A 25,298-nucleotide genomic window follows, 5' to 3' on the forward strand; every position below is an offset into this window, starting at 1 on the left:
GGACTCTTCGCATTTATTATGCCTGAACGAAATCCCTGTCCAGAGCAAGCTTCAAATCAACGTATGAAAAACCAAGATCATTGGCAACTGCTTCATACGTCACTTCACCGTTCACTACATTAACGCCTGCTGCAAGTGCAGGATTCTCAAGTACTGCCTGCTTGGCACCCTTATTTGCAATCTGCAGGGCATAAGGCACAGTCACGTTAGTCAAGGCAATTGTGGAGGTGCGCGGTACAGCACCTGGCATATTGGCAACCGCATAGTGAACCACGCCGTGTTTTACGTAAGTCGGGTCATCATGTGTGGTGATATGGTCGACCGTTTCAAAAATACCGCCCTGATCAATGGCGACATCCACAATCACTGATCCAGGAGTCATGGCTTTTACCATGTCTTCTGTTACAAGCTTTGGCGCCTTCGCACCAGGAATCAGAACAGCTCCGACAACGAGGTCTGATTCTGCAACAGCTTCTGCGATATTAAAGGGATTCGATATCAGGGTTTTGATGGAGTTGCCAAAGATATCATCCAGCTGGCGGAGACGTTCAGGGCTGAGGTCGATCATTGTCACATCAGCACCAAGACCAACTGCAATCTTGGCGGCATTAGTACCAACTACACCGCCGCCAATGACCGTAACCTTGCCGCGCTTGACGCCGGGCACACCAGCAAGGAGAATGCCTTTGCCGCCATGAGGCTTTTCTAAGAATTGTGCGCCGATTTGGGATGCCATCCGTCCAGCCACTTCACTCATCGGCGTCAGAAGCGGAAGGGTGCGGTTGACTGTCACTGTTTCATAAGCGATGGCAAACACACCATTCTCTTTAAGTGCCTTTGCAAGCTCAGGCTCTGCTGCCAGATGAAGGTACGTAAACAGGATTAAACCTTTTCGGAAAAATTTATATTCACTTTGAAGGGGTTCCTTCACCTTCATGATCATTTCTGCTTCTTTCCAGACATCAGCAGCTGATTCAACGATTGTTGCACCTTCTGCTCTGTATTGCTCATTCGTGAAGCCGCTGCCAAGGCCGGCATTGTTTTCTACAAGCACTTCATGGCCGGATTGAGTAAGTGTATATACACCAGCAGGTGTAAGGGCGACACGGTTCTCGTTATTTTTAATTTCAGCGGGTACACCTATACGCATGTGATATTCCTCCTAATCAAGGTTGTCTAACCTAATGGGATTACTAGTCCATTTTCAGTATTTTAACCTTTGTACAAACAGTATAAGCGCTTACAATAAAAGTTTCTTTGTGTGAAGATAAGAATATAAAAAGAGCCATTTGTGAAATTCCACAAACGGCTCCCTGCTATCCATTCCTGCTGTTTTTAAGGCTGTCATACTGCATGAGCTTCAGGTCAAGGTAGAGGCCGACCTTTTGAAGCGGTTCTTTTAAATTGAGGCCGCCGACTTCTGTAATTCGTTTGAGGCGGTAGGTGAGTGTATTGACATGAATATGCATCGCTTTAGCTGATTCGTTAGGATTGCTGTCTTTTTCCAGATACGTTTTAAGAGTGGCGAATAATTCAGTCTGATGCCTGCTGTCATATTCAAGCAGGCATGCCAGCTGTGGATTCTGATAATTTTTATTCCTGTTTATATAGAGAGTCTCCAGGAACCTTAGGACTCCAAGCTGACTATAAAGAAAAACATTCTCTGTATCCTGCGGGAACATCTGCCGCAGTGAGAGCACCTGCAGGGCTTCCTGATAACTTTGTTTGCTGTCAGTCAGGTTTTTGATAATGGAACCTGCTCCGCCTTCGATGGTACCGGCATTGAACCTGGTATTCATCTGTGAGATGAAGCCTTGGATGAAAAGAAAAAGTTCGGCTGCGGCCGGCGTTTCTTCCTTAAGGCTTGCCAGAATAATCAACCTGTTTTGATCAGCTGTGAAAATTTCCGCCTTGATCCTTTGAGTGGTCGTCAGCATATAGGAAATCTGCTTTTCCCGTTCATAGGAAATATCTTCTGGGAATTCAAAGACCAGAATGGAAAAGGTGTGAGGAATCAAGGCTGTATGTCCCTTGAATTTCTCCCTCACTGTTTTTTCATCCTGGAAGTGTCCGGTAAGAAGCTGCCACAGGAGCTCCTGATCACTTTCTATTTTCCGGTTTTTTCTTGATTGAACTTGCAGCAGCTGACTCCGTGCTTCTTTGGCTGCATATTGCAGGAAGAGCAAATCGTCTTCACTGAAGGGCTTTTCCACTTCCAGCGCCCAGATGAAGCCGAGGACTTCGTCATTTTTCCAGATCGAAACAGCTGCCCTGTTACCGAGTCCCACATCGCTGATAGAAGGGACCTTAACAGGTGCAGGACCCTTAAGCAGCTGCGGAATTATGCCTTCTTTCCAGAGACTGCTGATCACTTTCTCCGGCACCCTGCGGCCGATAATCGTCGATATCCTGGCTTTATCCGTCCTGTCATCATGCATGCTGTAGGCAAGCAGGCGGTGATTCGAATCTTCAATTGTGACCGGGCATCCAAGATAAGAGCTGACACGGTCGGCAAAAGCCTCAAGATCCCCGTGCAGGCCCTGAAAAATCCCGTGAAGCTCAGAAAAATTACCCATAGACATTCTCCAAGTCCTTAGTTTTACTTTACATAAATAGTATCATTTCTTTTGAGGCACTGTCCCCATTTCCCGGATTATTTCCCTGAAAAAAAGAATGGCACCGGATAACGGGCCATTCTTATCTTTTAGAATATCAGGTCAAGCAGCAGGTAGATCAGCCCGGCGAGTGTAGCCGATATCGGCAGGGTGATAAACCAGGTGATGATCATCCGCTTCGCTGTACCCCATTTAACGCCCTTCACCCGGTGGGATGAGCCGACACCAAGGATTGATGAAGCAATAACATGGGTGGTACTTACCGGCAGGTGGACATAAGTGGCACCAAAGATGATGGCAGCACTTGTAAGGTCGGCTGCAACCCCGTTGACGGGGCGGATCTTCATGATCTGTCCGCCGACAGTCTTGATGATTTTCCATCCGCCGACAGATGTTCCAAGTCCCATTGCGAGCGCACAGGATATCTGAACCCAAAGCGGGATGTCAGTTGAAGTTACATAGTGATTGGCAATCAGGGCCATCGTGATAATTCCCATTGCCTTTTGCGCATCGTTTGTACCATGGGTATATGACTGAAGCGCAGCCGTGGCAATTTGGATATAACGGAATCTTTGGTTTGTCTTTGGCAGATTGGCACCTTTGAATACTACTTTAAAAATGCTATATACAATGAAGCCAATAACAAAGGCAAGGATAGGCGAAATGATGAGCGCCTGAGCAATTTTTCCGAAACCGCCCCATTTGATGGAGTCAAACCCGGCTGAGGCAATGGCAGCGCCTGCGATTGAGCCGATGATGGCGTGTGACGAACTGCTTGGTATTCCGTAGTACCAGGTAATCAGGTTCCAGGCAATCGCAGCAATAAGGGCCGCGAGGATTACTACCGATCCATTATGGAGTGTAAAGGGATCTACAATGTCCTTCGTGATGGTCTTGGCAACTCCGGTGAACGTCATCGCACCGACAAAGTTCATGGTCGCAGCAAGTATGATGGCGTGACGTGGTTTCAGCGCCTTTGTAGAAACAGCTGTTGCAATGGCATTGGCTGTATCATGGAATCCGTTGATGAAGTCAAAGGCTAATGCGCCAACTACGATCAGGATTGTTAATATCAGTAAAGTATCCATATGGACTAAAACTCCTTACGCATTTTTCATTACAATGGTTTCAAGTGCATTAGCTACAGACTGGCAGCTGTCTGCAATTTCCTCAAGATTTTCATAAATCTCTTTGTGTTGAATAATGCGGATAGGATCCTTTTCCGTTGCAAAAAGATTTTTGATAGATTGCCTTAGGATTGTGTCGCATGTAGACTCAAGTTCTTTTATTTTTATCGCGTGCTCGCGAATTTGAACGAATTTCTTTTTGTTCGTAAGCAAGGCCACTGATTTCTCAATTTCGTATGCACAGTCGCGGATAGCATCTACAAACTTCAGCATATAGTCATCTGCATTGACGACAGAATACACTTCGAACAGGGCTGCAGTGCTTTCAAGGCCATCCAATACATCATCCATGGTCATGGCCAGGAGCAGGATATCCTCACGTTCGATAGGCGTGATGAATGCATTGTTCAGTTCCTTGATCGTCTCATGTACATATGAATCACCTTTGTGCTCATAGTCTTTCATTGTGTCTGCAAATACCTTTAAATCGCTGATGTTATTGAGCTTGTAATCGGCAAAATAATCTGCACTGACTTTGATGTTCTCGGAAATGTTGATGAGCAGAGCTGCAAACTTATCTTGTTTTGACTTAAATACCATATTTTAGTACCCCCGTTTTTCATCCAAAATAATTAGAAATAGTATTTGCTAATCAATTCTATAAAATTCTTCGACAAAAAAGATAGCTTTCGACAGAAAATTTACAAAAACTTAACATTAAGAAGGCAGAAAAATCTAAAAAATTGACCTCGCCGATACAATATTTACAACGTATTTACGTTTACAGTAGAATTCCCTTTCTGCATCTGGATAAACTCCCTTAAACAAAATATTGAGTTCTGCTGGTGCAGGGGAAAACCGGAATAATCAGGTGATGCTGCTCATAGAAGTATAAAAGAATGGCTCTTTCACAGTGGAGCCGGGACCAACCTTCGTTTACATAGCCACAAGGGCCAAAGAATTCATACTTCATGAACGGGAGTGCTCACCATGATTAAAAGAATGGATCGAATTGCGATCGAACTCCCCAGGACTCCGAGGCCGGATCCGGCCGCTGCAGCCAATCTCCAGCAGCTTCTTGGCGGGAAGTTCGGGGAAATGTCCACCTTCAATAACTATATGTTTCAGTCCTTTAACTTCCGGAGAAAGAAAAAACTGCGTCCCTTTTATGAGCTTGTTGCGTCGATCACAGCGGAAGAATTCGGGCATATGGAGCTTGTTGCCCATGCGATCAACTTATGTCTCGAAGGTACCACTGAGCCAGGTGACCCGGACAGTGCGCCGCTTCGGAATGGAAACGCCGACCGGATAGCGCTGCATTTCATTGACAGTGCACAGTCTGCACTTCCCATTGATGCGCAGGCAAGACCGTGGAACGGGGAGTATGTAGTGAACAGCGGGAATCTGATATTTGATTTTCTTCACAATTTTTTTCTTGAATGCGGGGCGCGCACGAATAAAATGAGAGTGTATGAAATGACAGACAATCCGGTGGCCAGGGAAATGATCGGTTACCTGCTTGTGAGGGGCGGCGTACACATCCTGGCGTACGCGAAGGGTCTTGAAATGGCAACAGGGGTTGATGTGACTAAAATGTTTCCCATTCCAAATCTGGATAACAAGGCTTTTGATCATGCGAGGAAATTTGAGGAGGCTGGTCTCCACACCAGGCTGTATACTTTCAGCAGCCGGGATTATCAGCAGATCACCCAGATTTGGAAGGGCACGCATCCGACAGACGGCCTGCCGCTTGAAGTGTTTGCCGGCACACCTAAGGGAGCAGAGGTGCCGGATTACGGAGATCTTCCGGAGGAGTTTGCTCCCGGCATATCGGATGAAGATTTCATGAAAATCGTTGAAAGGCTGAAGCGCTCCGCTGGTATGTGAGCGGGGACAGTCCCTATTTCCCGAAATAGGGACTGTTTCCCTTTATCCGGCTAAAAGGATAAAAGAAGGATAAACTATTAAAGTTTATATACATATTTTTAGCGGGAGGGGGTTCAAGTTTGGACTATACACAAGAATCCACCATCACATTGCATAATGGAGTTAAAATGCCGGCAATCGGGTTTGGGGTTTATAAGGTTGAGGCGGGGACGGAGACTGTGGAATCGGTAACCGAGGCGCTCGGGGCAGGTTACCGGCTGATCGACACGGCTGCCATATATCAAAACGAAGAAGGCGTAGGACAAGCAATCAAGAATTCCGGGATTCCGCGGGAGTCGCTGTTTATTACCTCAAAGGTCTGGAATGAGGATCAGGGCTATGATCAAACACTGAGTGCCTTTGATAAATCACTTTCTAAATTGGGCCTGGAATATTTGGATTTATATCTGATTCATTGGCCGGTAAGCGGTAAATATGCCGATACCTGGCGCGCAATGGAGCGCTTATATGAGGAAGGAAGGATCAAGGCTATCGGTATTAGTAATTTTCACGTCCATCATCTAGAAAACCTGTTAGCGGCAGCAAAGCACGTGCCGATGATCAATCAAATTGAGCTGCATCCAAGGTTATCCCAAAAGGTAACAAGAAGTTTCTGCCGTGACAAAAGTATTGCCGTAGAAGCGTGGGCACCCATCGGAAAGGGAAGGCTCCTGGATGAATCCGTGCTGGTTAAAATTGGAGAAGGATATAAAAAGACACCAGCTCAGGTCATTCTGAGATGGCACCTTCAAAATGGAGTCGTTCCCATCCCGAAATCAGTGACACCCGCTAGAATCAAGGAAAATATCGATATCTTTGACTTTACACTAACAGAAGGCGAGATGAACCAGATCGACTCGCTGAACAGAGATGAAAGATTTGGGACAAACCCTGACAAATATGAAAAAAAGAAGTAACCGCTATTCCGGAAAAACCATATTGTGTATAATGAGTGGGAATACAATTGAAGGAGGCATCTAAAATAGACGCTATGGATATCCGATAACTTTTTCGCTGATTAATTTTATAGCAAAAAAGTGACCTGCCCGCGCGGGAGAGAATAGGATACGTATGTCTATTTTTAGATTGCAGCATATTTATTTTATATGTAAGCTTCCAGTTGTTAACCGGAGGTTCTGTTTTCTATATAGTCGTCCATCTAAAAGCACGGGCAGAGCCTGTGCTTTTTTGCATATTTAGAAGCAATAAATATGGAGGGATTATATATGCGTTTATTAGCAGCCAATCAATTAACCGTCGAGTTAAATGGAAACACCATTTTAGAAAAGATCAGCCTTGAAATCGAAGAAGGGGACCGGACAGCGCTGCTCGGTGAAAATGGTGCCGGCAAAACGACCTTATTAAAAGCCTTGCAGGGCAAGATCCCGATTACAGAGGGAAGCATCAGCTGGGGGTTGAAAAAGGAAGAAATCGGCTGGATGATGGATGAAGAAGCCGAGGGCAGCTTGAATGTGCTTCAATACATTCAAAAAGGGCAGCCGCGTCTATCCTCCCTGAAGGAAAAGCTTGATGAGTGTCAAAAGGTGTGGCAGGAGCATCAGCAGTCCAAAGAATTTGTGGAGAGGTACACGGAAATGCTGCAGTCCTACACCGAAATGGGGGGATATGAATGGGAGCTCGATATTGAACGGACGCTGAAGGAAGTGGGCATTCCGGAAGGAATTTGGAAGGAGGCTTTCAACCGGTTAAGCGGCGGTCAAAAAACAAGGGTAAAACTTGCAGGGCTGGCGGTTAAAAAGCCGAAGCTGCTCGTCCTGGATGAGCCTGCCAATCACCTGGATTCTGCGTCGGTGGATTGGCTGGCCGACTAGCTTTCTTCCTATAAAGGTACCGTTTTATTCATATCCCATGAACGGGATTTCATAGACCGGACAGCAACGGTTACCTGCGAGCTTACCAAAAGCGGGGCTAAGAAATATTTTGGGGGATATTCCCTGTATAAAGAGCGTAAGGATGAAGAGCGAAAGGCCCATGCAGCTCTGTATGAAAAGCAGAAACAGGAAAAGAAAAAACTGCTTGAAATCATACAAAACTATAAACAGTGGTACCAGAAAGCCTCCAATTCAGCTTCTGTACGAAATCCGTATGCACAAAAGCAGGCAGGGAGGCAGGCCGCCCAGGTCAAGGCAAAGGAAAAACAGCTCGAGAGGCTGGAATCAAGACGCATCGATAAACCTCAGGCTGCAAAGGGAATCAAAGCTGCTTTCAGCAGTGAAGCTATTGACAGTAAAAGGATGGCGGCGCTTGAAGGAGTTTCATTTTCCTATAATGAAGAAACACCCCTTTATGAAAATGTTAATTTATCCATCAGCCGGGGAGAGCGAATCGCGGTCATCGGACCCAATGGTTCCGGTAAAACGACCCTGCTCAAGCTTTTGACAGGAAAACTTTCCCCTGACAGGGGCGTTGTCAAAAGAAATCCCCAGCTGAAGACCGGCTACTTTATGCAGGAGCTCGAAGAACTTGGTCTCGAGAACACAATCCTCCAGGAAATCCTTCAAATAAAAGAAATCACTGAAGAGGATGCAAGGACAATATTAGCCTGCTTTCTCTTCAGGAGGGACGATGTATTTAAAAAAATCAAGGATTTGAGTATGGGTGAAAAGTGCAGGGTCGCTTTTGTTAAGCTCTATTTTTCTGACTCCAATCTGCTGATCCTGGATGAGCCGGCCAATTATCTCGATATAAGCGCCCGTGAACAAATAGAGACGGCTCTTCTTTCGTACGACGGCTCTGTTGTGATTGTTTCGCATGATCCATATATGCTGAGAAAGGTTTCAACCAGGGTAATCAGCATCACTCCTGGAAAAATGCTGGATTTTAAAGGAACCTATCCCGAATGGGAAAGCTACGAAGCAAGAGATTCCGGCGCCCAGGCTGCCGTGAACCAAAGGCTTCAGCTGGAGATGAAACTTGGTGCTCTTTTAAATGGGGAAACGGCGGACCTTGACCAAATCAAGTCGATCCGGGAGAAAATAGATGAATTGAAAAAAGGGTAGGGATGGAGGCATCATGTTAGCTGTAATTTACGGGAGGGCAAGCGGACTTAAAGCCGGTTCTCCCGCAAGTGCAGCTTGGTTGGTGCCCCTTTTTTAAAAAATCAGCCTCTGAAGTGATTTGTCTGGAAAAGCCTGTTTTATCAGCCTGGATGATTCATAGGGAATGAGATGTAAAAGCGCGTACCTTTACCTGACTCACTATCCACCAGTATGGTTCCATGATGGTTATGTATGATTTTATAGCTTACCATCAGACCCAGGCCATTGCCTGACGGTTTTGTTGTGTTAAAGGGTTCGCCAAGTCTCTTGATCTGCTCCTGTGACATACCGATACCGGTGTCCTCAATGGTAACGGTTACGGCGCTGCCGGCATTCCTGGCCGTCAGGCTGACCTCCCCGCCATGAGGCATGGCTTCTATAGAATTCTTTATCAAATTGAGGAAAACCTGCTTTAATTGATTCCTCTCCCCATAAATAACCGCATCCCCGCTGCCTTGATAGGAAATGATGACATCCTTCAGTGCAGCCTCGGCCTCAAGCAGGCTGATGACACTCTTCAGGATTTCACAGATATTGCAGCTGCTGAAATAGACAGCATGCGGTTTGGCAAAGACCATGAATTCGCTCACGATATAATTGATCCGGTCAATCTCCTCAAGTATAGTGTCGGCATAAAGCAGCTTGCTTTCTTCCGGGGTGTTTTTCAAGAGCTGGACAAAGCCTTTTATGGTAGTGAGCGGGTTGCGGATTTCATGAGCTATGCCTGCGGCCAGTTCTCCGACAAGGGAAAGCTTCTCGGCTTTTCCAAGGACTTCTTCTGTCTTTTTCTTTTCCGTAATATCATATTGGATGGAAATATGCTGATAAGCCCGGCCTTGTTCATCCATGAAAGGGACAATGGTGGTATCGACCCAATAAAGTGTCCCGTCTTTTGCCTTATTCAAAATCTCTCCCTTCCATATCCTGCCCTCCTGGATGGCTTCCCATATTTCTCTGAAGAAGGAGACAGGGTGGTGGCCGGAGTTTAGGATGGCATGGTTCTGGCCAATCAGTTCGTCTCTTGTATATTTCGTGATTTCGCAAAAGTGTTTATTTACATAGAGAATTTCATCTTTCTTTCCAGTGATGGCAAAAATCGTCGCCTCGTTCAGCGCATTCTTTAAATCTGCCAATTCTTTAAGGGTGATACTCAAGTTCCCGGCTGACTCATCGAGGGCAAACTTGGTGGTTGAATAGCTGTCGATATAGAGCTTGGTTATGACATTGAACAGCATATTAAACATGATATCCAGATGTTTTATGATGGAGAGGAGTTCTTTGCGGCTGTCTATTTCGGGATAACCCTCGTTTAGAAATTCCAGTATGACTGAACGGAGAGTGAAGATGAAATTATAGGTCAGGTCCAGGGAGATTTCAGCCTGTATGGCCTGCTGGCCGAATATGTCAGCCAGTGCGGTGAGGTTATTGCCGGCCTCAAGGTCACCTTCGGCAAGTGATTCACCGATACATTTAAAAAACTGCTGAAGCATGCCGCTGCTATCCTGCAGATCCATGCCAAGGATCCTATAAACCATGTCAGCTTTATGATTCTGAACAACTGATTCGGCTAACACACTGCTGGTATGAATAATCTTTTTACCGAGGCTCTCTAGTGCCTTGTTCATCTATGCTCCCCCTTACCTATAAGGCAGTGTATACATAATTAGACAGAAGGCATGAAAATACCTGCCTTATCGGCGGGGCCGGCTAAAATTAAAAAAAGTGACGGCCAAGAAAAGACTGGATGTATGACTTTGTTTGAATTTAACAAAAATAGGTTAAGTATGAAGTGCGGCACTTATTTTGAATTTAACAGATATGCATGAAAGGAGATCGATTATGAAGGTTTTAGTGGTCGGTGCAAATGGACAGGTAGGTAAGAAGCTTGTCAAAATGCTGGTCGAAGATCAAACACATGAAGCTCGGGCGATGGTCCGCAAAGAAGAGCAGGCGGGTTATTTTAAGGAATTAGGAGCAGAAACAGTAATTGCTAATCTTGAAGACACTCCTGATGCAATCGCCAAGGCTGCCGAAGGCTGTGAAGCCATTGTATTCTCTGCAGGAGCCGGCGGCAAAGGATATGATAAAACATTGTTGATTGACCTGGATGGAGCTGTCAAAACCATGGAAGCAGCCAAAAAGGCTGGAATTGACAGGTTTGTTATGGTCAGTGCCCTACAGGCAGATAACAGAGAAAACTGGAATAAAGAAATCATGCCATATTATGCAGCCAAGTATTATGCAGACCGGGTGCTGAAGGAAAGCGGCCTAACGTATACCATAATCCGCCCTGGGGCCTTATTGAATGAACCGGGTACTGGGAAGGTGAAGGCTGCAAGCAATCTTGAGCGAGGGTCCATCCCCCGCGAGGATGTGGCGGCAGCAATTTTCGCTGCACTGCAGGAAGAGAAGGTATATAATCGTGCCTTTGATATTGTACAGGGGGATTCCAGTATTGAAGACGCACTCCATAATTTGGATTAAATCAAAAACCAGGCTGGCCGGAGATGGGCGCCTGGTTTTTGTTTTTTTGAGCTGGAAACCGATTTACACGAATTTGCGTATGCAATTGCTGGCTTAATAGTGAAATGCATATAAGCATTTTAGAAACTTGGCAAAGGGTAGTGACGCTTCTCCATGCTGTTCGCCATTTCCGGAAACTGTGACATCCATATCCCGGCCCCAAAGCTGCTTGCTGTCATTATTTGGATTATAAAAGTAAACCCTGGCTTCACCCTGAGAGTCAAATGCGGTCCGCTGTATCAGGACCGCATGGGCGCCGAGCGGCTCATCGTTCCTGTCATATATGACAATACCGGCCGGCTGGGGCAGGACAGGGCTTAATAGGTTAATATTGGCAGGATGGTAATAATAATAAAACAGCTCGGTAAAAAGTATTGCCGAATTTCTATCAGCAAAATTTGGAAGAATACCTTCTTGATAAAAGGAAGGGTTCACCCATTTATGCGGATCTTCTGCCCTTAGTCCAGCATATTTCAGCATTACACTATAAATGGCATCAAGGTGCGGAAGGAGCAGGACTGAAATGGGATCCATCGCTATACTGTAATTCAACTGCTTTTTCTCCAGGTTTTCTGAGCTGATCAAGAGCCCTTCAAACTCCATTTCCAGATAACCTTTTGTCCAGACATCCCCGATATATTGAAGGAGAAGGGAAGGATTTGTCTGAGACCAGTAGCTCAGGGCCCTTGTTGATTGGCATGAAGGATTGTGTCCCTGTGCAATCCCGAGCGGCTGTCCCAGTGTGCTCAGTGTTCCTGATAACAGGCGGCATCGGGCTGTTTCTTCATTCACAGCATTAAATACTTTTTTCATGATATCAGATGATGAAGAACACGGCGGTGAATTCAGCAGCCTCTCAAGCTTCGATACGGTCACCCCGTTAAGGATGTTTCGATCGAGCAGGAGGGAGAGACCGTATAAAGCCTGGCGGGTTTCAGGGGTGATGGCCGAGTTTATCAGTGCACTGATGATGGGGGCGTTGTCTTCAAGCTGGCTGATTCCCACCTTTCCCAGACCGAGAATGTACTGGTTCAATGAGGGTGCTGTTTTGTTCAGATGTACTGCAAATTCAGCATGCACCCTGCTGACCAGCCCGGTGGCTTTCATGGAAGCCGCCATCTCTTCAGCCGCATTCTTAATAGCTTCAGGTTCTGCCTTTCCGTTAATTGCAACATACAGGCTGGACGCATATAAGGAAGGAGAAGGCCCTTCCACAGCTTTTTGATACAAAGAAAACTTTTCGAAAGCCGCTTTGTCCTCTGGCAGGAGTCTTATCCCGGTGGTGATCAGCTGTTCTATTTTATCTGTGATGATGGGCCTCTGGACCGAAAGCTTTTCAACTTCCCTTAATAAATAGTCGAGGGCGTCTGGAGGTGAGTATCGGGTCAAGATATAGGATAGAAGTGTCCTTGTTTGTGGATAGTCTATGTTTTGGATTCTTGCCTGCTCGGTTTCCGGGCCAAAGAGGGCATCCAGGTTCAATCCAATCACTTCATTTAAATAGTCCCTGGCAGCCTGGGGATTGATCTTTTTCTGCGGCAGGCTGTCTAATGATGCATAAAGAATTCTTAAGTTGCTGATTGTCTCAAGAATGGCTGTATAATTTCCTGATTCGAGGGTGCCCCTTACAAGAGGAGGCTTCAAATCAGACATATGCTCCCATGGAGTTCCAAGGAAAAACCCATGCTCATCAAGTGCAGGGGCGTATTGATATAAAATTTCCAGTCCGGAATGTGACAGGGTCAGGGAGGAGGCGGCAGTTATAATCTGTTCGCGGATTATGCTTTTTCTTAACATTTTTTCTTGTTGAAAAAGATACACAAGTTCTGCCAATTCATTTTCTGTTCGATGGTGAGGCAGGCCCACGGCTTCACTCCTCTCTTACGGGGATTTATTATAGTATAGACAAATGAAGGGATTAATTTACAAAATAATATTGAAGAAAAGAAGAATGGGCTTAAACGAGCGGGAGCTTTTCCAAGCCTAAAAAAAGGAGAGCCCAGTGAAGCGGCTGCTCCACAAGGCTCTCCTTCTTATTATAATTCTTCCATTATTTAAGCCCAGGTGTATGTTTTTCCCCAGCTTCCTAATGCAATTTCTTTAATTCCATGGATGATGCTGTCATCCACCATATAGGTATCGCCCTGTTCATACGGGTTGTAATGGAATGCATACATCCTTGAGACAAATTCGTTAAATGGCAGAGAACATTCTCCTTCCATCTCGCCATTGCCTGTAACACTTGGCTGAATACCCTGTCCCCAGTTCTGGCCGCTGTCATTATTGGGATTATAGAAATAAATTCTAAATTCGCCATTTACGTCTTCGGCGATCCTCTGGATGGATACTGCATGAAGTCCCAGCAGGTCACCATGGACATTCGTAATGTAAATTCCGACCGGGTTGGGATATATCAGTTCATAGCCCTCATTATAATCCGGATGGTGGGTGGAGTAGAATAACCGGACAAAAGCATCAAAGTCAGACACATACCCGGTCACGGGATCTATAAGGTTGGAAAATCCGCGTGGAATCCATTCTCCATAAAACTCAGGGTTCACCCATTTATGGCCGTCTTCTCCCCGCAGCAGTGTCTTCTTCATCATATCATTATAGATTTTATCCAGATGCGGAACCAATATCTTTGAGACCGGATCAAGCTCCAGATGGATGTCTCCTCCTGCCACTCCTCCTTCGAGCTGGCTGGAATTAATCACTTCGCCTTCAAACGTCATATCAATATCATTATCCCTTGCAGCGCGGGCGATATGCTCGAGAAGCTGCCCGATTCCATGCTGCGCCCAGAGGCTGATGGCCCTTGCTGACTGGCAGGTAGGGTTCAGACCCTGGCCGACTCCAAGCGGCTGGCCGAGTACACTGAGTACACCTGACACCAATACGCCATTGGCTGAGATGCCATTGCGCCTGAACTCAGGAGAAAGCAGCGACCTTTTCACTTCTGGATGGATATCAAGTTCGAGGAGGCGGCGTATGGCAGGAATCAAAGGCTCCTGGGTAAGAACGCCTCTGTCGAGCATCCTGCCGAGTCCGTAGATGGACTGGCATGTCTCTGGATATACCGACAGCAGGATGATATCTCTGATCAATTCTTTATTTGCATTAAGGCTTGCTGTGCCGGTTTCATTCAGATCAAGGGCGGTGCTGAGCAGGTCATAATTGGATCTGTTCAGGAAACGGATGAGCGTCGCATGATAAGGCGAGATGAGGCCGGTTTCCCTGGCTGATTCTGCAAAGGTCCGCGCCTCCTCCTCGATGTCGGCCGATTCCGCCTGCTTCAGCCTGCTCTGGTATTCCCTGACGCCGGATACTTCACTGCTCAGCCCAGTGGGAGCAGTGATGGCCTTTTCATATTTGATCAGCGTCTGCCTGGAGTTTTCGTCTATATCGGACTCCACCATATTTTTGGCCATTTCAATCATTTCTTTTATCCTGCCGGTCATGATTGGCCGCTGGACGGTAAGGCGTTCAATTTCGCCAACTATTTTCCCGGCTATCGCATTGAAGGATAGTTCCTTGCCGAGGAATTGGAAGAGGCGTTCCGCCCGCTCCAGATGTTCACCTGATTCAACCCGGGCAGCCTCTGTCTCTGGAGGGAATAGAAGATCCAGGTTAAGTGCCAGCACTTCGTTCAGGAAAGATCTTGCTTCCTCAGCTGTTATCTTCGGATGTTTGTATTCACCCTTCGCAATGGACAGCATCCTCATTTCACTCAGCAGTTCTATAATGGAATTGACACCCCTCAGCTTAAGAGACCCGCCTACAAGAGGGGGCTGCAGCTTTGAGGCATCTTCCCATGGTCCTGCATGAAACACTCCGGCATCATCGTAGCCCGCTGCATTCTGGTATAAGGCCTGCAATCCTTCTTCTTCAGTTGCAAGCTCGATTGCCAATTGAAAAACATTGGTCTGATACATGCTTTTGGCAAAAGGTTTTGCCTGCTGAAGAGTTTGGAGGGCAGCCTCAAATTTATTACTAAGAGTCATTGTTTCAGCACTCATTTTTCTTTTTCCCCCAGTCACTTGTGTTGAAGATGGTTGTTGTTCAGGTAGCCTGTCAGACTCCTGCAGTGAAATGGCAGACGGCCTGTCCGCATTTGCAGCCGCCTCTTCGGCAGAGGCACCGCCGCTCGTCCCCGATTCCCTGGAGAAGCGGGATTGAAGCCGTTTCCAGAAGGAGGAAGCGTTATACATAAAAGTCATATTTCTCGTATTGCTGCATTAAGCTCCTCATTTTCGCGCTGTCTTCGCCGAAGAAGAAGATTGTGCCGTAGTGGTTTCCGAAGCCGACACGCTCAGCAACCTTTGAGGTAACAGGGATGAACATATCATGTCTTTCAAAATAAGGGTTGCTCTTAAGCTCTTCGGGGACAGTCAGCTTTTCTATGAACTTCACGCGCGGATATACCATCAGGCTGCCGGCATATCCTTTGGCAGAAGTGACTTCCTCAGGGAAGAACTCTTCAAGCTCCTCTTCTGTTGTATCCGGGTCGCTGCAGATAATCTGGGCTTGAAAAGCGCTGAATCCGTAAGCCCGCTCAATCAATTCAAAAATATGGCCGCCTGGTACACGGGCTGCCACCTCACCGAAATTCAGGGTGCCGTCGGCAGCAATGAAGAATTCGGGATGGATGACTCCGTATTTAATTTCAAAGGAATCGACCAGCTTCTGAATCTCCTTATGGATCCTTGGGCGCCATTCTTCCAATGCAGGCGATGCAGGGACGAAGTTTGAGTGTCCGAGTTTCACATATTCCGTAATATTCAGGAATCTGATCTTTCCATTATGGATGAAGGCTTCACATGAAAATTCCTGTCCATCCAGATGGCTTTCCATCAAGCAAGGGAATTCTGTCTCGCCCATCAAGTCGATATCCTGGGCATCACGAATGAGCCTGTGGCCGACCGTACCGGCCTTGTTAAGGGGTTTAACATGGATCGGATCATTAACATCCCCATCCATCTTAATCAGGGCTTCGTTCATACGCTTAAGGAAACGGTGGACATCGTCCTTGGAATAGGCTTCTTCAAAAACACCTACCCTGATGCCGGCCATTTGAGCCTTCCTTTTCATCAAGCCTTTATCCCGGAGGAGCAGGGAGCGGTTGAAAATTCGGGGGTCATCATTGAAATGTGCATTAAGAGCTCCAGCCCATTCAACAGTTTCTTCATAAATTGGAACAGCGACCTTAACATTCAGGTCAGCAAGTCTCTTGTACAGCTCATTTGACCGCTCGTTAAGCTGTTCAAAATCCCAGGGGACGAATTGTATTCCGTTTTCCGAAGCGAATTTCTGGAAGTCGGGCGGGCCGACGACCACATAGGGTCTGTCAAGTTTGTCAATTGCTTCGATTGCCGGCAGGCTCCAGCCCAGCAGCGCGGTTAATTTTTGTTGGTTTTCCATCTCATTCCCTGCCTTTTATAAGAAATAGATATTAACAGAATATACATTTCCTATTTTTAAAGTTTTCAAACATTTGCCGCAAAAAAGGTTTAAACGCCGAAACGGATTGGTATTAACCATAATAGTTGACGAATAAATCGATTTTAAAGGAGATGCCACGGATCATGACCGAATGGTACACCAAGCTGAGAGAATACTTCCCGGAGAGAGAGATGAAGTCTGAGGAACAGATGAAGCTGCTATTTTCCGATAAAGAAGCTTACAAGAGGGAAATGGGACCTGAATATGTACTCGTTTATCTGGAAAAGGACGATTTTATCTTTGTGGATTATGTTCTGATAAGCAGCACCAACCGTGGAAATGGAATCGGCAGCAAACTCATGAACCGTCTGAAAAAGAAAAAGAAGCCCATCGTTTTAGAGGTGGAGCCTATAACTGCAGCTGATCCGGACTCGAAAAAGAGGGTCCAGTTCTACGAAAAAAATGGCTTTAAAAAAGCTGGCTCGATCCTTTATCAGCGCCGGCATGTGATAACTGATGAATTAAATAATATGGATGTGTTTTTCTGGTCGCCTGAACGCAGGAGTGAGCAATGGATTTACTCCAAGATGCAGGAAGTGTACACAGAAGTGCATTCCTATAAGGCAGCCATGGTATACGACAATCCTATGCAGGAGGTTGGAGAAGTGCTGGCGCTTAAAGAAGACCGGCTGGGCGTCGCAAAGTGAAGTTCCGTCAAATTCTGAAAGCGCTTTAATTTAATACTCCGGTTTCCGTGAGGCCGGACAGGCTGATTGACAGCCTGTCCGGTTTTTTTATGTCAGCAGAAGCCGCACCGCTTCAGCAGGTTTGAATTAAAAAACGCCGGGAATATATTCATTAATCAGCATTGGCAAAAAGGGGAGGTGCAAGCGGACAGCAATGAAAAGTTTATATGGTGCAGTTATCGCAGCCGTCCTGCTTACAGGATGCCAGGGTGCACAAGAGACCGGGAATAAGGCAGAAGAAGCAGGCAATAAAGTGAAGGAAGAATCTAAAAAAGCAGTGGATGAACTTGATAAAAAAACACAGCCCGCTCAGGATAAAGTGAAAAAAGAAGTTGAAAATGCCAATTTGGGCGAGAAAAGCAAGAAGGCAGTCGATTCTGTCAAAACGACAATGAATGACACCAAAAAAAAGGCCGAGAAAAAAATATTGCAAAAGGGCGAAAAGGCAACGGTTGACCAGGACGCTTTCCTAGCGTTATCTGAGGCAGAATACGACAAGCTTTATCAGTTCATTAAAATCAATGATTATGATGGAATTTCTGATCAAATCAACAAGAATAAGGTAGTTGAATTGAAAAAAGGCAGTGAGGTAACCGTGCTCAACAGAAAGGCAGTCAGAATTGAGGCAGTGGATGAAAACAGCAAAAAGAAAGGATATATTCCCTCCACGCTGCTTACACCAAAGAAGTAACCACAACATGAATCAGGAGGAAACAGAATGCAGGAATTTCTATTGACTCTCTGTATTGGCGGATTTATCGGCTGGATAGCCCAGCTGGCTATTGGAAGAGAAGTGCGGACAGGGATTGTTGGCAGCGTGTTTTCAGGAATCACAGGCACATGGGTGGGTTCCATGATCATTGGAAACTTTGGACCGCAGGCAGGCGGCATCGCACTCATTCCCGCCTTATTCGGAACCCTGGTATTTGTTTTCATCGCAAGCTTATTCCTGAAAGAAAGGGCAGGGCAGGAAGCCTAAACCATTTTGCATAATTAAAGGGGAAAAGACAGCCGGAAGTTGACGGGCTGTCTTTTCTTCATTTTTGTCTGCTGACTCAGATCCTGGGGAATATTTCAGGGTCGGAAAATGGAGCAGTGACCTCGATCAATTCCTCCGTTATAGGATGCGGGAATACCAGCTTAGAGGCATGCAGCGCCTGTCTTGGAATTTCCGGCCTTCCTCCATATAGGGTATCTCCTACGAGCGGGTGTCCGATATGGCTCAGATGAACCCGGATCTGGTGAGTCCTTCCGGTATCGAGGCGGCAGGATATTAATGTCTGCCCTTTTCCTTGCAGCTGCTTTATCACTTCATAGTGGGTGACAGCTGGTCTGCCGCCCGGTGATACCCTTCTCCGTGTCCCGTGATGGCGGTCCCTGCCGATACTTTCTTTTATTGTGCCGTTCCTATTGATCAACCCGTGCACAAGGGCAAGGTAGGTCCTTTTGATCCTTCTCTCCAAGAGGAGCCTGTCCAGAATTGCCGCTGACAGCCTGTCTTTCGCAAAAAGGATGGCTCCTGAGGTATCCTTATCTAGCCGGTGTATATGGAACGGAGTATAATTCTCCCCATTCATCAGCATATGATAGGCAGCCCCGTTCAGCAGGGTATCATTCTGGCCGGGACTAGAGGGATGAGTTTCCAAGCCGGGCGGTTTATTGATGACTAGAACCTGATGGTCCTCATATAAGATATCAAGCTCCATATATCTTGCTTGATCGCCATCCATCTCCGAGAAAGACAAAGGAATGTGAAGGATGTCCCCTTTTTGCAGGGGAAGGGACCAGGAGGCCTGCTTTCCATTAAGGAGTATCCCTTTGGTCATCCTCCATTCATGAACCAGCTTCCTGGGGGCCTGCCAGATTTTGCTGAATAGAGTCTCGATTGTGATATCTTTCCATTTCAAAGGAACCGTTATAAACAGGGCAGAGCCCTTTTTTTCAGCGTATATCATGATTTCCAGCCTCCTTCAGCTATGGACTAAATAGCATATTATTCCAAAAACACAGTCTATTTTACTACAAAATAAAAGCGTGGATTAAATTTCCACCCTACTTTTGAAGTGTTTTATGTTATCCTAAAAAAAAGAAAACTTAATTTACAGAAAAAACAGGATAATAATGCTTAAGGGTGGTTTTTTTTCGTGAGAGTGGTTTATGCATCGACAATCGAGCAGGAACAGGAAATTTCAGGGCTCGTACATTATTTTTATGAGACGATTTTTCCTCTTTATTTTACCACAGGAGAGATCAAGGAGCTTCGGGAAATGGGTGTGCTCCATACAGAGTCAGGAGGAAGTGACTACAGCTCCACATTAAAGGATGCTTTTCATGTGATGACAAGCCTGAATGTCATACTGACTGTCCTGGAAAAGAAGTGGGCATTGACCGCAGCTGCCGAGTCACGGCTGGAAGAGCTGTTTTACACTAACGCCCGCTTATTAAACAAATATGGAATCTATTTTCCATTAGATTTTAACCAGTTTGATTATTTACATACTCCTTCAAAGGACTTGAACTTATTCATTTCACCCGCTAATCAAATTTTAATCTAATGTAAAAAGGAAATTATACGTTTCCAAACAAAGTCCGGGAAATGCTTTTTCCGGGCTTTGCTGTGCCCTTTTCCTGAACCTGCATGTTATACAGAAATAAAAAGAGGCAGTCCCAATGTTAATGGGTCTGCCTCTTTTTTTCATTTTAAGGTGTTCTTATCAAACCAGCTGCTGAAAATCTTCGTATCTTGTGCACCAACTATGCGTGCCGTTTCTTTGCCATCCTTGAATTGGACAAGAGTAGGAGTCGATTCAATGTTATAGGCATCCCAGCCATCTTCAAACTCAAGCAGATTAAACTGTTCAACCTGAACTCCTTTATCCTCTGCCAGCGGCATCAGCCGGGGAGTGGCTTCCTTGCAATGAGGGCAGAGCGGGCTAAAGAAGTATACTGTAACATCTTCTTTTTTATCAAGCTTCTTTTTAAGTGTATCGGGCAGGATGATATTTTGATAATTTGGATCATCCTGCTGCTCGGCAGTGGCCGCCGTCAGTTCTTTACCCCCATACGGCCCTTCTTTAGTATCCGATGTTTTTGGAGCAACTGCCGTTTTTTCTTTTTGCTGCATATTGTTAACCAGGGCCAAAGCCCCAAACAGGGCTATTATGATAATCAGAAAAAGGATTACTTTTTTCATTTTCTTTAGAGTCCTCCTGACATTTTGTATACTTTTAGGCTGGCTGCAAAAATAATGATAAAGGCAGTAAATGCAAGCAGCGGGATTGTGATAAAGCCGAGCCAGCTAATATAGTCAGACGTGCAGGGTACACGGCCGCAGGCGGGGGCAGAATCTGTAAAGAAGGCAACCTTCTGGATGAGATAATGATAAAGAGCTATCAGTCCGCCAATTCCTGAAAGAACGAGTGAATATAAACTGATTCTGTAATCCTTACGTGCCGCTGCCATACCAAGGATCACTGTAAGAGGGTACATAAGGATACGCTGGTACCAGCATAATTCACAGGGCTCGTACCCTTTGATTTCCGAGAAGTAGAGGCTCCCGAACATCGCGATGACAGCCGTGCCAAAGGCAAGGAACAACAGGTTTTCCCTGTATTTTTCTAAATTGGTCATATATTCATCCCCGAATGTTTTAATTAAAGGTATTATTGGTACGATTATATGTGTAAACCGTATAAATGTAAATAGGTGGCGAAGCACAGCCAAAGGCTTTAAGCTTGTACTCCAAGCCTGGGTTAAACGGCTGCATGAGTTTAGAACCAGCGGCATACGGGTAATATATTACTTTATTAAGCAAGGTTTTAATGACGATAATTCTTCGGGACCAGAGGAGTGCAGGAAGTATGAGTGAAGAACTAGATTTGCATAAATTCGAGAAAAAATTGATTATCCGCAATATTGAAGAAAAAGACATAGACGAACTTCTGGAAATGCAGCTTCTATGCTTTCCTGGTATGACACCTTGGAAGAGGGAGCACCTGGAGAGTCATATCTCTATTTTTCCGGAAGGCCAGTTCTGTGCAGAATATGACGGAAGGATCATCGGAAGCTGTTCCAGTTTGATCATAAACTTTGATGAATATGATGACCGCCACTCATGGGACGATGTGACCGACAATGGATATATTACCAACCACAACCCTGACGGCTATAACTTATATGGAATAGAGGTCATGGTTCATCCCGAATTCAGGCGGATGAAGATCGGACATAGACTGTATGAAGCGAGGAAAGAACTCGCCCGCCAGCTAAACCTTAAGAGTATCATCATTGGGGGAAGAATTCCCAACTACCATAAATTTGAGGACGAATATACCCCGAGGGAATATGTTCAGGAAGTAATCCTTCATAAGATATATGATCCCGTCCTATCCTTCCAGCTGCTGAATGAATTCACCCTGATGAGAATCAATCCAAATTACCTGCCGGATGATAAGCAATCAGGAAAATACGCAACGTTGATGGAATGGAATAATATTGACTATCTGCCGAAGACGAACACGTTTTTCAAGACATCCCAGCCTGTCCGGATCTGTGTTGTCCAATACATGATGCGCCAGATTAAGTCATTCGACGATTTCGCAAACCAGGTGGAATACTTTACAGATGTAGCTTCCGACGCAGGTGCTGATTTCGCGGTATTCCCCGAAATCTTCACCACTCAGCTGATGTCTTTCCTTCATGAACGATCACCGAGCATGGCGGTAAGGAAGATCACTGAATATACGGAGCAGTACATTGAGTTATTCACCGATCTTGCCGTTCGATATAATGTGAACATAATCGGCGGATCACATTTCGTCATGGAAGATGATGATGATATTTATAATATCAGTTATCTTTTTAGGAGAGATGGAACCATTGAGAAGCAGTATAAGATCCATATCACACCCAATGAACGGAAATGGTGGGGAATCAGCCCCGGGGATGAAGTCGAAGTGTTTGATACAGACTGCGGCAAGATTGCGATCCAAATATGCTATGATATTGAATTCCCCGAGCTTGCCCGCATAGCCACCGACAAGGGTGCGAAGATCATATTCACGCCATTCTGTACAGAAGACAGGCAGGGTTACTTAAGGGTTAGATATTGTGCGCAGGCACGGGCTGTAGAAAATCAGATATATACCGTGATTTCCGGCACAGTAGGGAATCTGCCTCAGACCGAGAATATGGATATCCAATATGCACAGTCAGGAATTTTTGCGCCGTCTGATTTTGAATTTGCCAGGGACGGAGTGGTAGGGGAAACCAACCCCAATATCGAGATGGTATTAATCGGGGATGTCGACCTTGAGATCCTGAGAAGGCAGCGCCAGTCCGGTACTGTCAATCAGCTCCGTGACCGCAGGCATGATGTATATAAAATTCAGTACAAAAAATAAGGGGAAGCCGCGTTTAGCAAGAATGGGGCTGACCCCATTCTTTTTTTAATATAGAATAAAGTAAGGAAAAGGATTTCATTCCATCGATTAAGAATACATACAACAAGAAAAACAAGTATTCATTTAAATAGGGAGATGATGAGATGGACTTCAAACAGACAGCAGCCCGATGGCAGGATTTTTCTGGGCTTGATGAAGAAATCAGGCAGGAACTGATCAAGTTGAACGATGACGAAAAAAGCCTGGAGGATGCCTTCTATAAGGAGCTTGAATTTGGCACCGGCGGCATGAGGGGAGAAATCGGAGCCGGCACGAACCGCATGAACCTTTATACCGTACGCAAGGCGACTGCGGGCCTCGCGGGCTATATTTCTTCATTTGGGGAAGAAGCCAAAAAACGGGGTACGGTGATCGCTTATGATTCAAGGCATAAATCACCGGAATTCGCCATGGAGGCCGCGAAGACACTTGCAACGAATGGAATCAAGGTCTACCTGTTCGACAGCTTACGGCCGACTCCGGAGCTTTCCTTCGCAGTAAGGGAGCTTGGGGCTTATGCAGGCATCGTGATCACAGCAAGCCACAATCCTCCAGAATACAATGGCTATAAAGTATATGGGCCGGACGGTGCTCAGCTGCCGCCAGGGCCAGCTGACCGTGTCATTGACTATGTAAATGCGATCGAAGACGAGCTGCTAATCAAAGTGAAGGAAGAAAAAGAGCTCCTGGAATCCGGCCTGATCGAAATGATCGGCGGGGAAATGGACAGGAAGTATAATGAACAGCTTCTTACCATTTCCGAAAATCCAGATCTGGCCGGCGAAGCAGATTTAAATATCGTCTTTACCGCCCTGCACGGAACATCCAATCTCCCGGTCCGCAGGGGGCTTGAGTCACTTGGCTATAAGAACGTATACATTGTGGAAGAACAGGCAGAACCGGATCCTGGCTTTTCTACGGTCGCTTCCCCAAACCCCGAGGAGCATGCAGCATTTGAGCTGGCCATTGCCAGGGGCAAAGAAGTCAACGCGGATATCCTGATTGCCGCGGATCCGGATGCAGACAGATTGGGTGTGGCTGTGAAAAATGAAGAAGGAGAATATGTGGTCCTGACAGGGAATCAGACAGGTGCCATCCTGCTTGAGTATCTTTTGTCACAAAAGCAGCAAAAAGGGACCCTTCCTAAAAACGGCATTGTATTAAAGACCATCGTTACTTCAGAAATCGGCCGCACAATTGCAGAGTCATATGGACTGCAGGCTGACGATGTATTAACAGGATTCAAATTCATTGCAGAGAAGATCGGGGAATATGAAGAAACGAAAGAGCATACCTTCCTCTTTGGTTATGAAGAAAGCTATGGATATCTAATCGGGGATTTTGCCAGGGATAAAGATGCTGTCCAGGCGGCACTGCTTGCGGTAGAAGTGTGTGCTCATTACAAGAAGCTGGGCATGACCATGTATGAGGGGCTGAATGCCATCTTCGAAAAATACGGAACATACCTGGAGTCCTTGAAATCCTTGACTCTTAAAGGAAAAGACGGAGCAGAACAGATACAGGGCATCCTCTCAAGCTTCCGTCAGGATCCTCCTGCAGAGCTGTCTGGCCTGCGTGTTGTCCGGATGGAGGACTATCAGACAAGCCTCAGCCATCTGTTGTCTGAGGGCAGTGAGGAGGAAATCCATCTTCCAAAATCGAATGTGCTGAAGTACTTCCTCGAGGACGGTTCATGGGTCTGCTTACGGCCTTCAGGGACAGAGCCTAAGATCAAGTTCTATTTTGGGGTCAATGATGAATCCCGCACTTCCGCAGAGGAAAAGCTGCAAAAAGTTCAGGATGCTTTCATGAACCTGCCTTATATCAATAGTGTCCTTTAATATGTATAGAAAACTCAGCTGGGGTCATCCCAGCTGAGTTTTTTAAAGATTAGCTGCCCTTGCCATTTGAGATAAGGGGCTGCTGAACCTGGGGAAAAGCTATCCGTTTTGTACACCGTAAAGAGCAAAGCGGCCATTCAGCATGGAAGTAGCGTGGTCTATATATCGCAGAAGACCGTACAGATGCTTCTCGATTACCGCATAGTCTTGTTCAAAATGGTAAGAATGGAGGAACATCTCAATCTTTTTCGAAAGAAATTGATCCTTGGTCCTGACCATCAATATCAAAAGATTATCCCATTCGGAACGATGGGTATAATACAAAGCCCGGTCATAATCAACTTTAGCCATTTCCTTTCCTCCTCTTGGGGAGTTACTAATAGTGTATACATTTACCCTTTTCTCTTCCGCAGAAAAACTTGGCTTCCCATACCGTACGGCCATGCATGATATTACCGGGTGTAACGGACGAAGGTAATGGATATATTACTATGGAAATCCTTTCATAAGATGGTTTTTAGCAGAGCAGCGTCATTTTCTCTTCCTTTTTACATACATTGTGGTAAGAAGATAAGGGG

At 45.8% G+C, this 25,298-nt stretch carries 23 protein-coding genes and 1 pseudogene; 12 read left to right on the forward strand and 12 right to left on the reverse strand.

The genetic code is table 11. From position 1 onward, the window contains the following. Positions 1-16: 16 nt before the first annotated feature. The 4 genes from ald to V1501_RS04460 form a co-directional block, all read right to left on the reverse strand. Complete coding sequence (ald, locus tag V1501_RS04445) at positions 17-1,150, reverse strand: alanine dehydrogenase (RefSeq protein WP_409291627.1); 1,134 nt, start codon at positions 1,148-1,150, stop codon at positions 17-19. A 166-nt stretch (positions 1,151-1,316) separates the two neighbouring features. Next, positions 1,317-2,576 carry a PucR family transcriptional regulator gene (locus V1501_RS04450; RefSeq protein ID WP_409291628.1) on the reverse strand — a complete coding sequence of 420 codons (1,260 nt, stop codon included), beginning with the start codon at positions 2,574-2,576 and terminating at the stop codon, positions 1,317-1,319. Positions 2,577-2,704: 128 nt separating this feature from the next. Continuing rightward, positions 2,705-3,703, reverse strand: coding sequence for an anion permease (locus V1501_RS04455; protein ID WP_409291629.1), 999 nt, complete (start codon positions 3,701-3,703; stop codon positions 2,705-2,707). 15 nt (positions 3,704-3,718) lie between these two features. Then, positions 3,719-4,342, reverse strand: a complete 624-nt coding sequence (locus V1501_RS04460) for a DUF47 domain-containing protein (protein WP_409291630.1) — start codon at positions 4,340-4,342, stop codon at positions 3,719-3,721. 390 nt (positions 4,343-4,732) lie between these two features. On the opposite strand from V1501_RS04460, the gene V1501_RS04465 reads away from it, so the two are divergent. The 5 genes and pseudogenes from V1501_RS04465 to V1501_RS04485 all read left to right on the forward strand — a co-directional run bounded on the left by V1501_RS04465 (position 4,733) and on the right by V1501_RS04485 (position 8,688). After that, the gene (locus V1501_RS04465; RefSeq protein WP_409291631.1) at positions 4,733-5,629 is read left to right on the forward strand and encodes a manganese catalase family protein; all 897 of its coding nucleotides are present in this window, start codon (positions 4,733-4,735) and stop codon (positions 5,627-5,629) included. A gap of 167 nt (positions 5,630-5,796) precedes the next feature. Beyond that, a complete protein-coding gene (locus V1501_RS04470) occupies positions 5,797-6,585 on the forward strand; it encodes an aldo/keto reductase (RefSeq protein WP_409293249.1) in 789 nt (262 codons plus the stop codon). Between the two features lie 309 nt (positions 6,586-6,894). After that, the gene (locus V1501_RS04475) at positions 6,895-7,500 is read left to right on the forward strand and encodes an ATP-binding cassette domain-containing protein (RefSeq protein WP_409291632.1); all 606 of its coding nucleotides are present in this window, start codon (positions 6,895-6,897) and stop codon (positions 7,498-7,500) included. Between the two features lie 123 nt (positions 7,501-7,623). Further along, positions 7,624-7,812: pseudogene (locus tag V1501_RS04480) on the forward strand (ABC transporter ATP-binding protein); the annotation flags it as partial. A 111-nt stretch (positions 7,813-7,923) separates the two neighbouring features. Beyond that, positions 7,924-8,688 (forward strand): ATP-binding cassette domain-containing protein, encoded by a 765-nt coding sequence (locus V1501_RS04485; protein WP_409291633.1) that lies wholly within the window; start codon positions 7,924-7,926, stop codon positions 8,686-8,688. A 140-nt stretch (positions 8,689-8,828) separates the two neighbouring features. Here the strand turns inward: V1501_RS04485 and V1501_RS04490 are convergent, their stop codons facing one another. Further along, on the reverse strand, positions 8,829-10,352 hold the full coding sequence (locus V1501_RS04490) for an ATP-binding protein (protein WP_409291634.1): 1,524 nt from the start codon (positions 10,350-10,352) through the stop codon (positions 8,829-8,831). 214 nt (positions 10,353-10,566) lie between these two features. Here V1501_RS04490 and V1501_RS04495 point away from each other — a divergent pair, with 214 nt between their 5' ends. Then, positions 10,567-11,211, forward strand: a complete 645-nt coding sequence (locus tag V1501_RS04495; protein WP_409291635.1) for an SDR family oxidoreductase — start codon at positions 10,567-10,569, stop codon at positions 11,209-11,211. 93 nt (positions 11,212-11,304) lie between these two features. Here the strand turns inward: V1501_RS04495 and V1501_RS04500 are convergent, their stop codons facing one another. The 3 genes from V1501_RS04500 to V1501_RS04510 form a co-directional block, all read right to left on the reverse strand. Beyond that, positions 11,305-13,116, reverse strand: coding sequence for a hypothetical protein (locus V1501_RS04500; protein ID WP_409291636.1), 1,812 nt, complete (start codon positions 13,114-13,116; stop codon positions 11,305-11,307). Positions 13,117-13,304: 188 nt separating this feature from the next. After that, the gene (locus V1501_RS04505) at positions 13,305-15,470 is read right to left on the reverse strand and encodes a hypothetical protein (RefSeq protein ID WP_409291637.1); all 2,166 of its coding nucleotides are present in this window, start codon (positions 15,468-15,470) and stop codon (positions 13,305-13,307) included. Continuing rightward, complete coding sequence (locus V1501_RS04510; RefSeq protein ID WP_409291638.1) at positions 15,454-16,671, reverse strand: acetyl-CoA carboxylase biotin carboxylase subunit family protein; 1,218 nt, start codon at positions 16,669-16,671, stop codon at positions 15,454-15,456. Before V1501_RS04510 ends, V1501_RS04505 begins: the two co-directional genes overlap by 17 nt. A 164-nt stretch (positions 16,672-16,835) precedes the next feature. Here V1501_RS04510 and V1501_RS04515 point away from each other — a divergent pair, with 164 nt between their 5' ends. From V1501_RS04515 to V1501_RS04525, 3 genes are all read left to right on the forward strand, one after another. Beyond that, positions 16,836-17,399: a GNAT family N-acetyltransferase gene (locus tag V1501_RS04515; RefSeq protein WP_409291639.1), complete on the forward strand. Its 564-nt coding sequence runs from the start codon at positions 16,836-16,838 to the stop codon at positions 17,397-17,399. 193 nt (positions 17,400-17,592) lie between these two features. Continuing rightward, a complete protein-coding gene (locus V1501_RS04520) occupies positions 17,593-18,129 on the forward strand; it encodes a hypothetical protein (RefSeq protein ID WP_409291640.1) in 537 nt (178 codons plus the stop codon). A gap of 27 nt (positions 18,130-18,156) precedes the next feature. Further along, a complete protein-coding gene (locus tag V1501_RS04525) occupies positions 18,157-18,417 on the forward strand; it encodes a GlsB/YeaQ/YmgE family stress response membrane protein (protein ID WP_409291641.1) in 261 nt (86 codons plus the stop codon). A gap of 76 nt (positions 18,418-18,493) precedes the next feature. Here the strand turns inward: V1501_RS04525 and V1501_RS04530 are convergent, their stop codons facing one another. Further along, the gene (locus V1501_RS04530) at positions 18,494-19,390 is read right to left on the reverse strand and encodes an RluA family pseudouridine synthase (RefSeq protein ID WP_409293250.1); all 897 of its coding nucleotides are present in this window, start codon (positions 19,388-19,390) and stop codon (positions 18,494-18,496) included. A gap of 192 nt (positions 19,391-19,582) precedes the next feature. Here V1501_RS04530 and V1501_RS04535 point away from each other — a divergent pair, with 192 nt between their 5' ends. After that, a complete protein-coding gene (locus tag V1501_RS04535; RefSeq protein ID WP_409291642.1) occupies positions 19,583-19,993 on the forward strand; it encodes a DUF5365 family protein in 411 nt (136 codons plus the stop codon). A 140-nt stretch (positions 19,994-20,133) separates the two neighbouring features. On the opposite strand, the gene V1501_RS04540 is transcribed toward V1501_RS04535, so the two are convergent. Next, positions 20,134-20,631 (reverse strand): thioredoxin family protein, encoded by a 498-nt coding sequence (locus tag V1501_RS04540; protein ID WP_409291643.1) that lies wholly within the window; start codon positions 20,629-20,631, stop codon positions 20,134-20,136. 5 nt (positions 20,632-20,636) lie between these two features. Then, entirely contained in the window at positions 20,637-21,068 is a 432-nt protein-coding gene (locus V1501_RS04545; RefSeq protein WP_409291644.1) for a disulfide oxidoreductase, read from the reverse strand. Positions 21,069-21,298: 230 nt separating this feature from the next. On the opposite strand from V1501_RS04545, the gene V1501_RS04550 reads away from it, so the two are divergent. After that, the gene (locus V1501_RS04550) at positions 21,299-22,840 is read left to right on the forward strand and encodes a GNAT family N-acetyltransferase (protein WP_409291645.1); all 1,542 of its coding nucleotides are present in this window, start codon (positions 21,299-21,301) and stop codon (positions 22,838-22,840) included. A gap of 143 nt (positions 22,841-22,983) precedes the next feature. Then, the gene (locus tag V1501_RS04555; protein WP_409291646.1) at positions 22,984-24,720 is read left to right on the forward strand and encodes a phospho-sugar mutase; all 1,737 of its coding nucleotides are present in this window, start codon (positions 22,984-22,986) and stop codon (positions 24,718-24,720) included. Between the two features lie 99 nt (positions 24,721-24,819). Here V1501_RS04555 and V1501_RS04560 read toward each other — a convergent pair whose 3' ends face one another. Next, a complete protein-coding gene (locus V1501_RS04560; RefSeq protein WP_409291647.1) occupies positions 24,820-25,071 on the reverse strand; it encodes a YhdB family protein in 252 nt (83 codons plus the stop codon). Positions 25,072-25,298 lie beyond the last annotated feature (227 nt).

Source organism: Paraperibacillus esterisolvens, assembly GCF_046237625.1.
In the GTDB taxonomy this organism is placed as follows: Bacteria; Bacillota; Bacilli; order Bacillales; family DSM-1321; genus Paraperibacillus; species Paraperibacillus esterisolvens.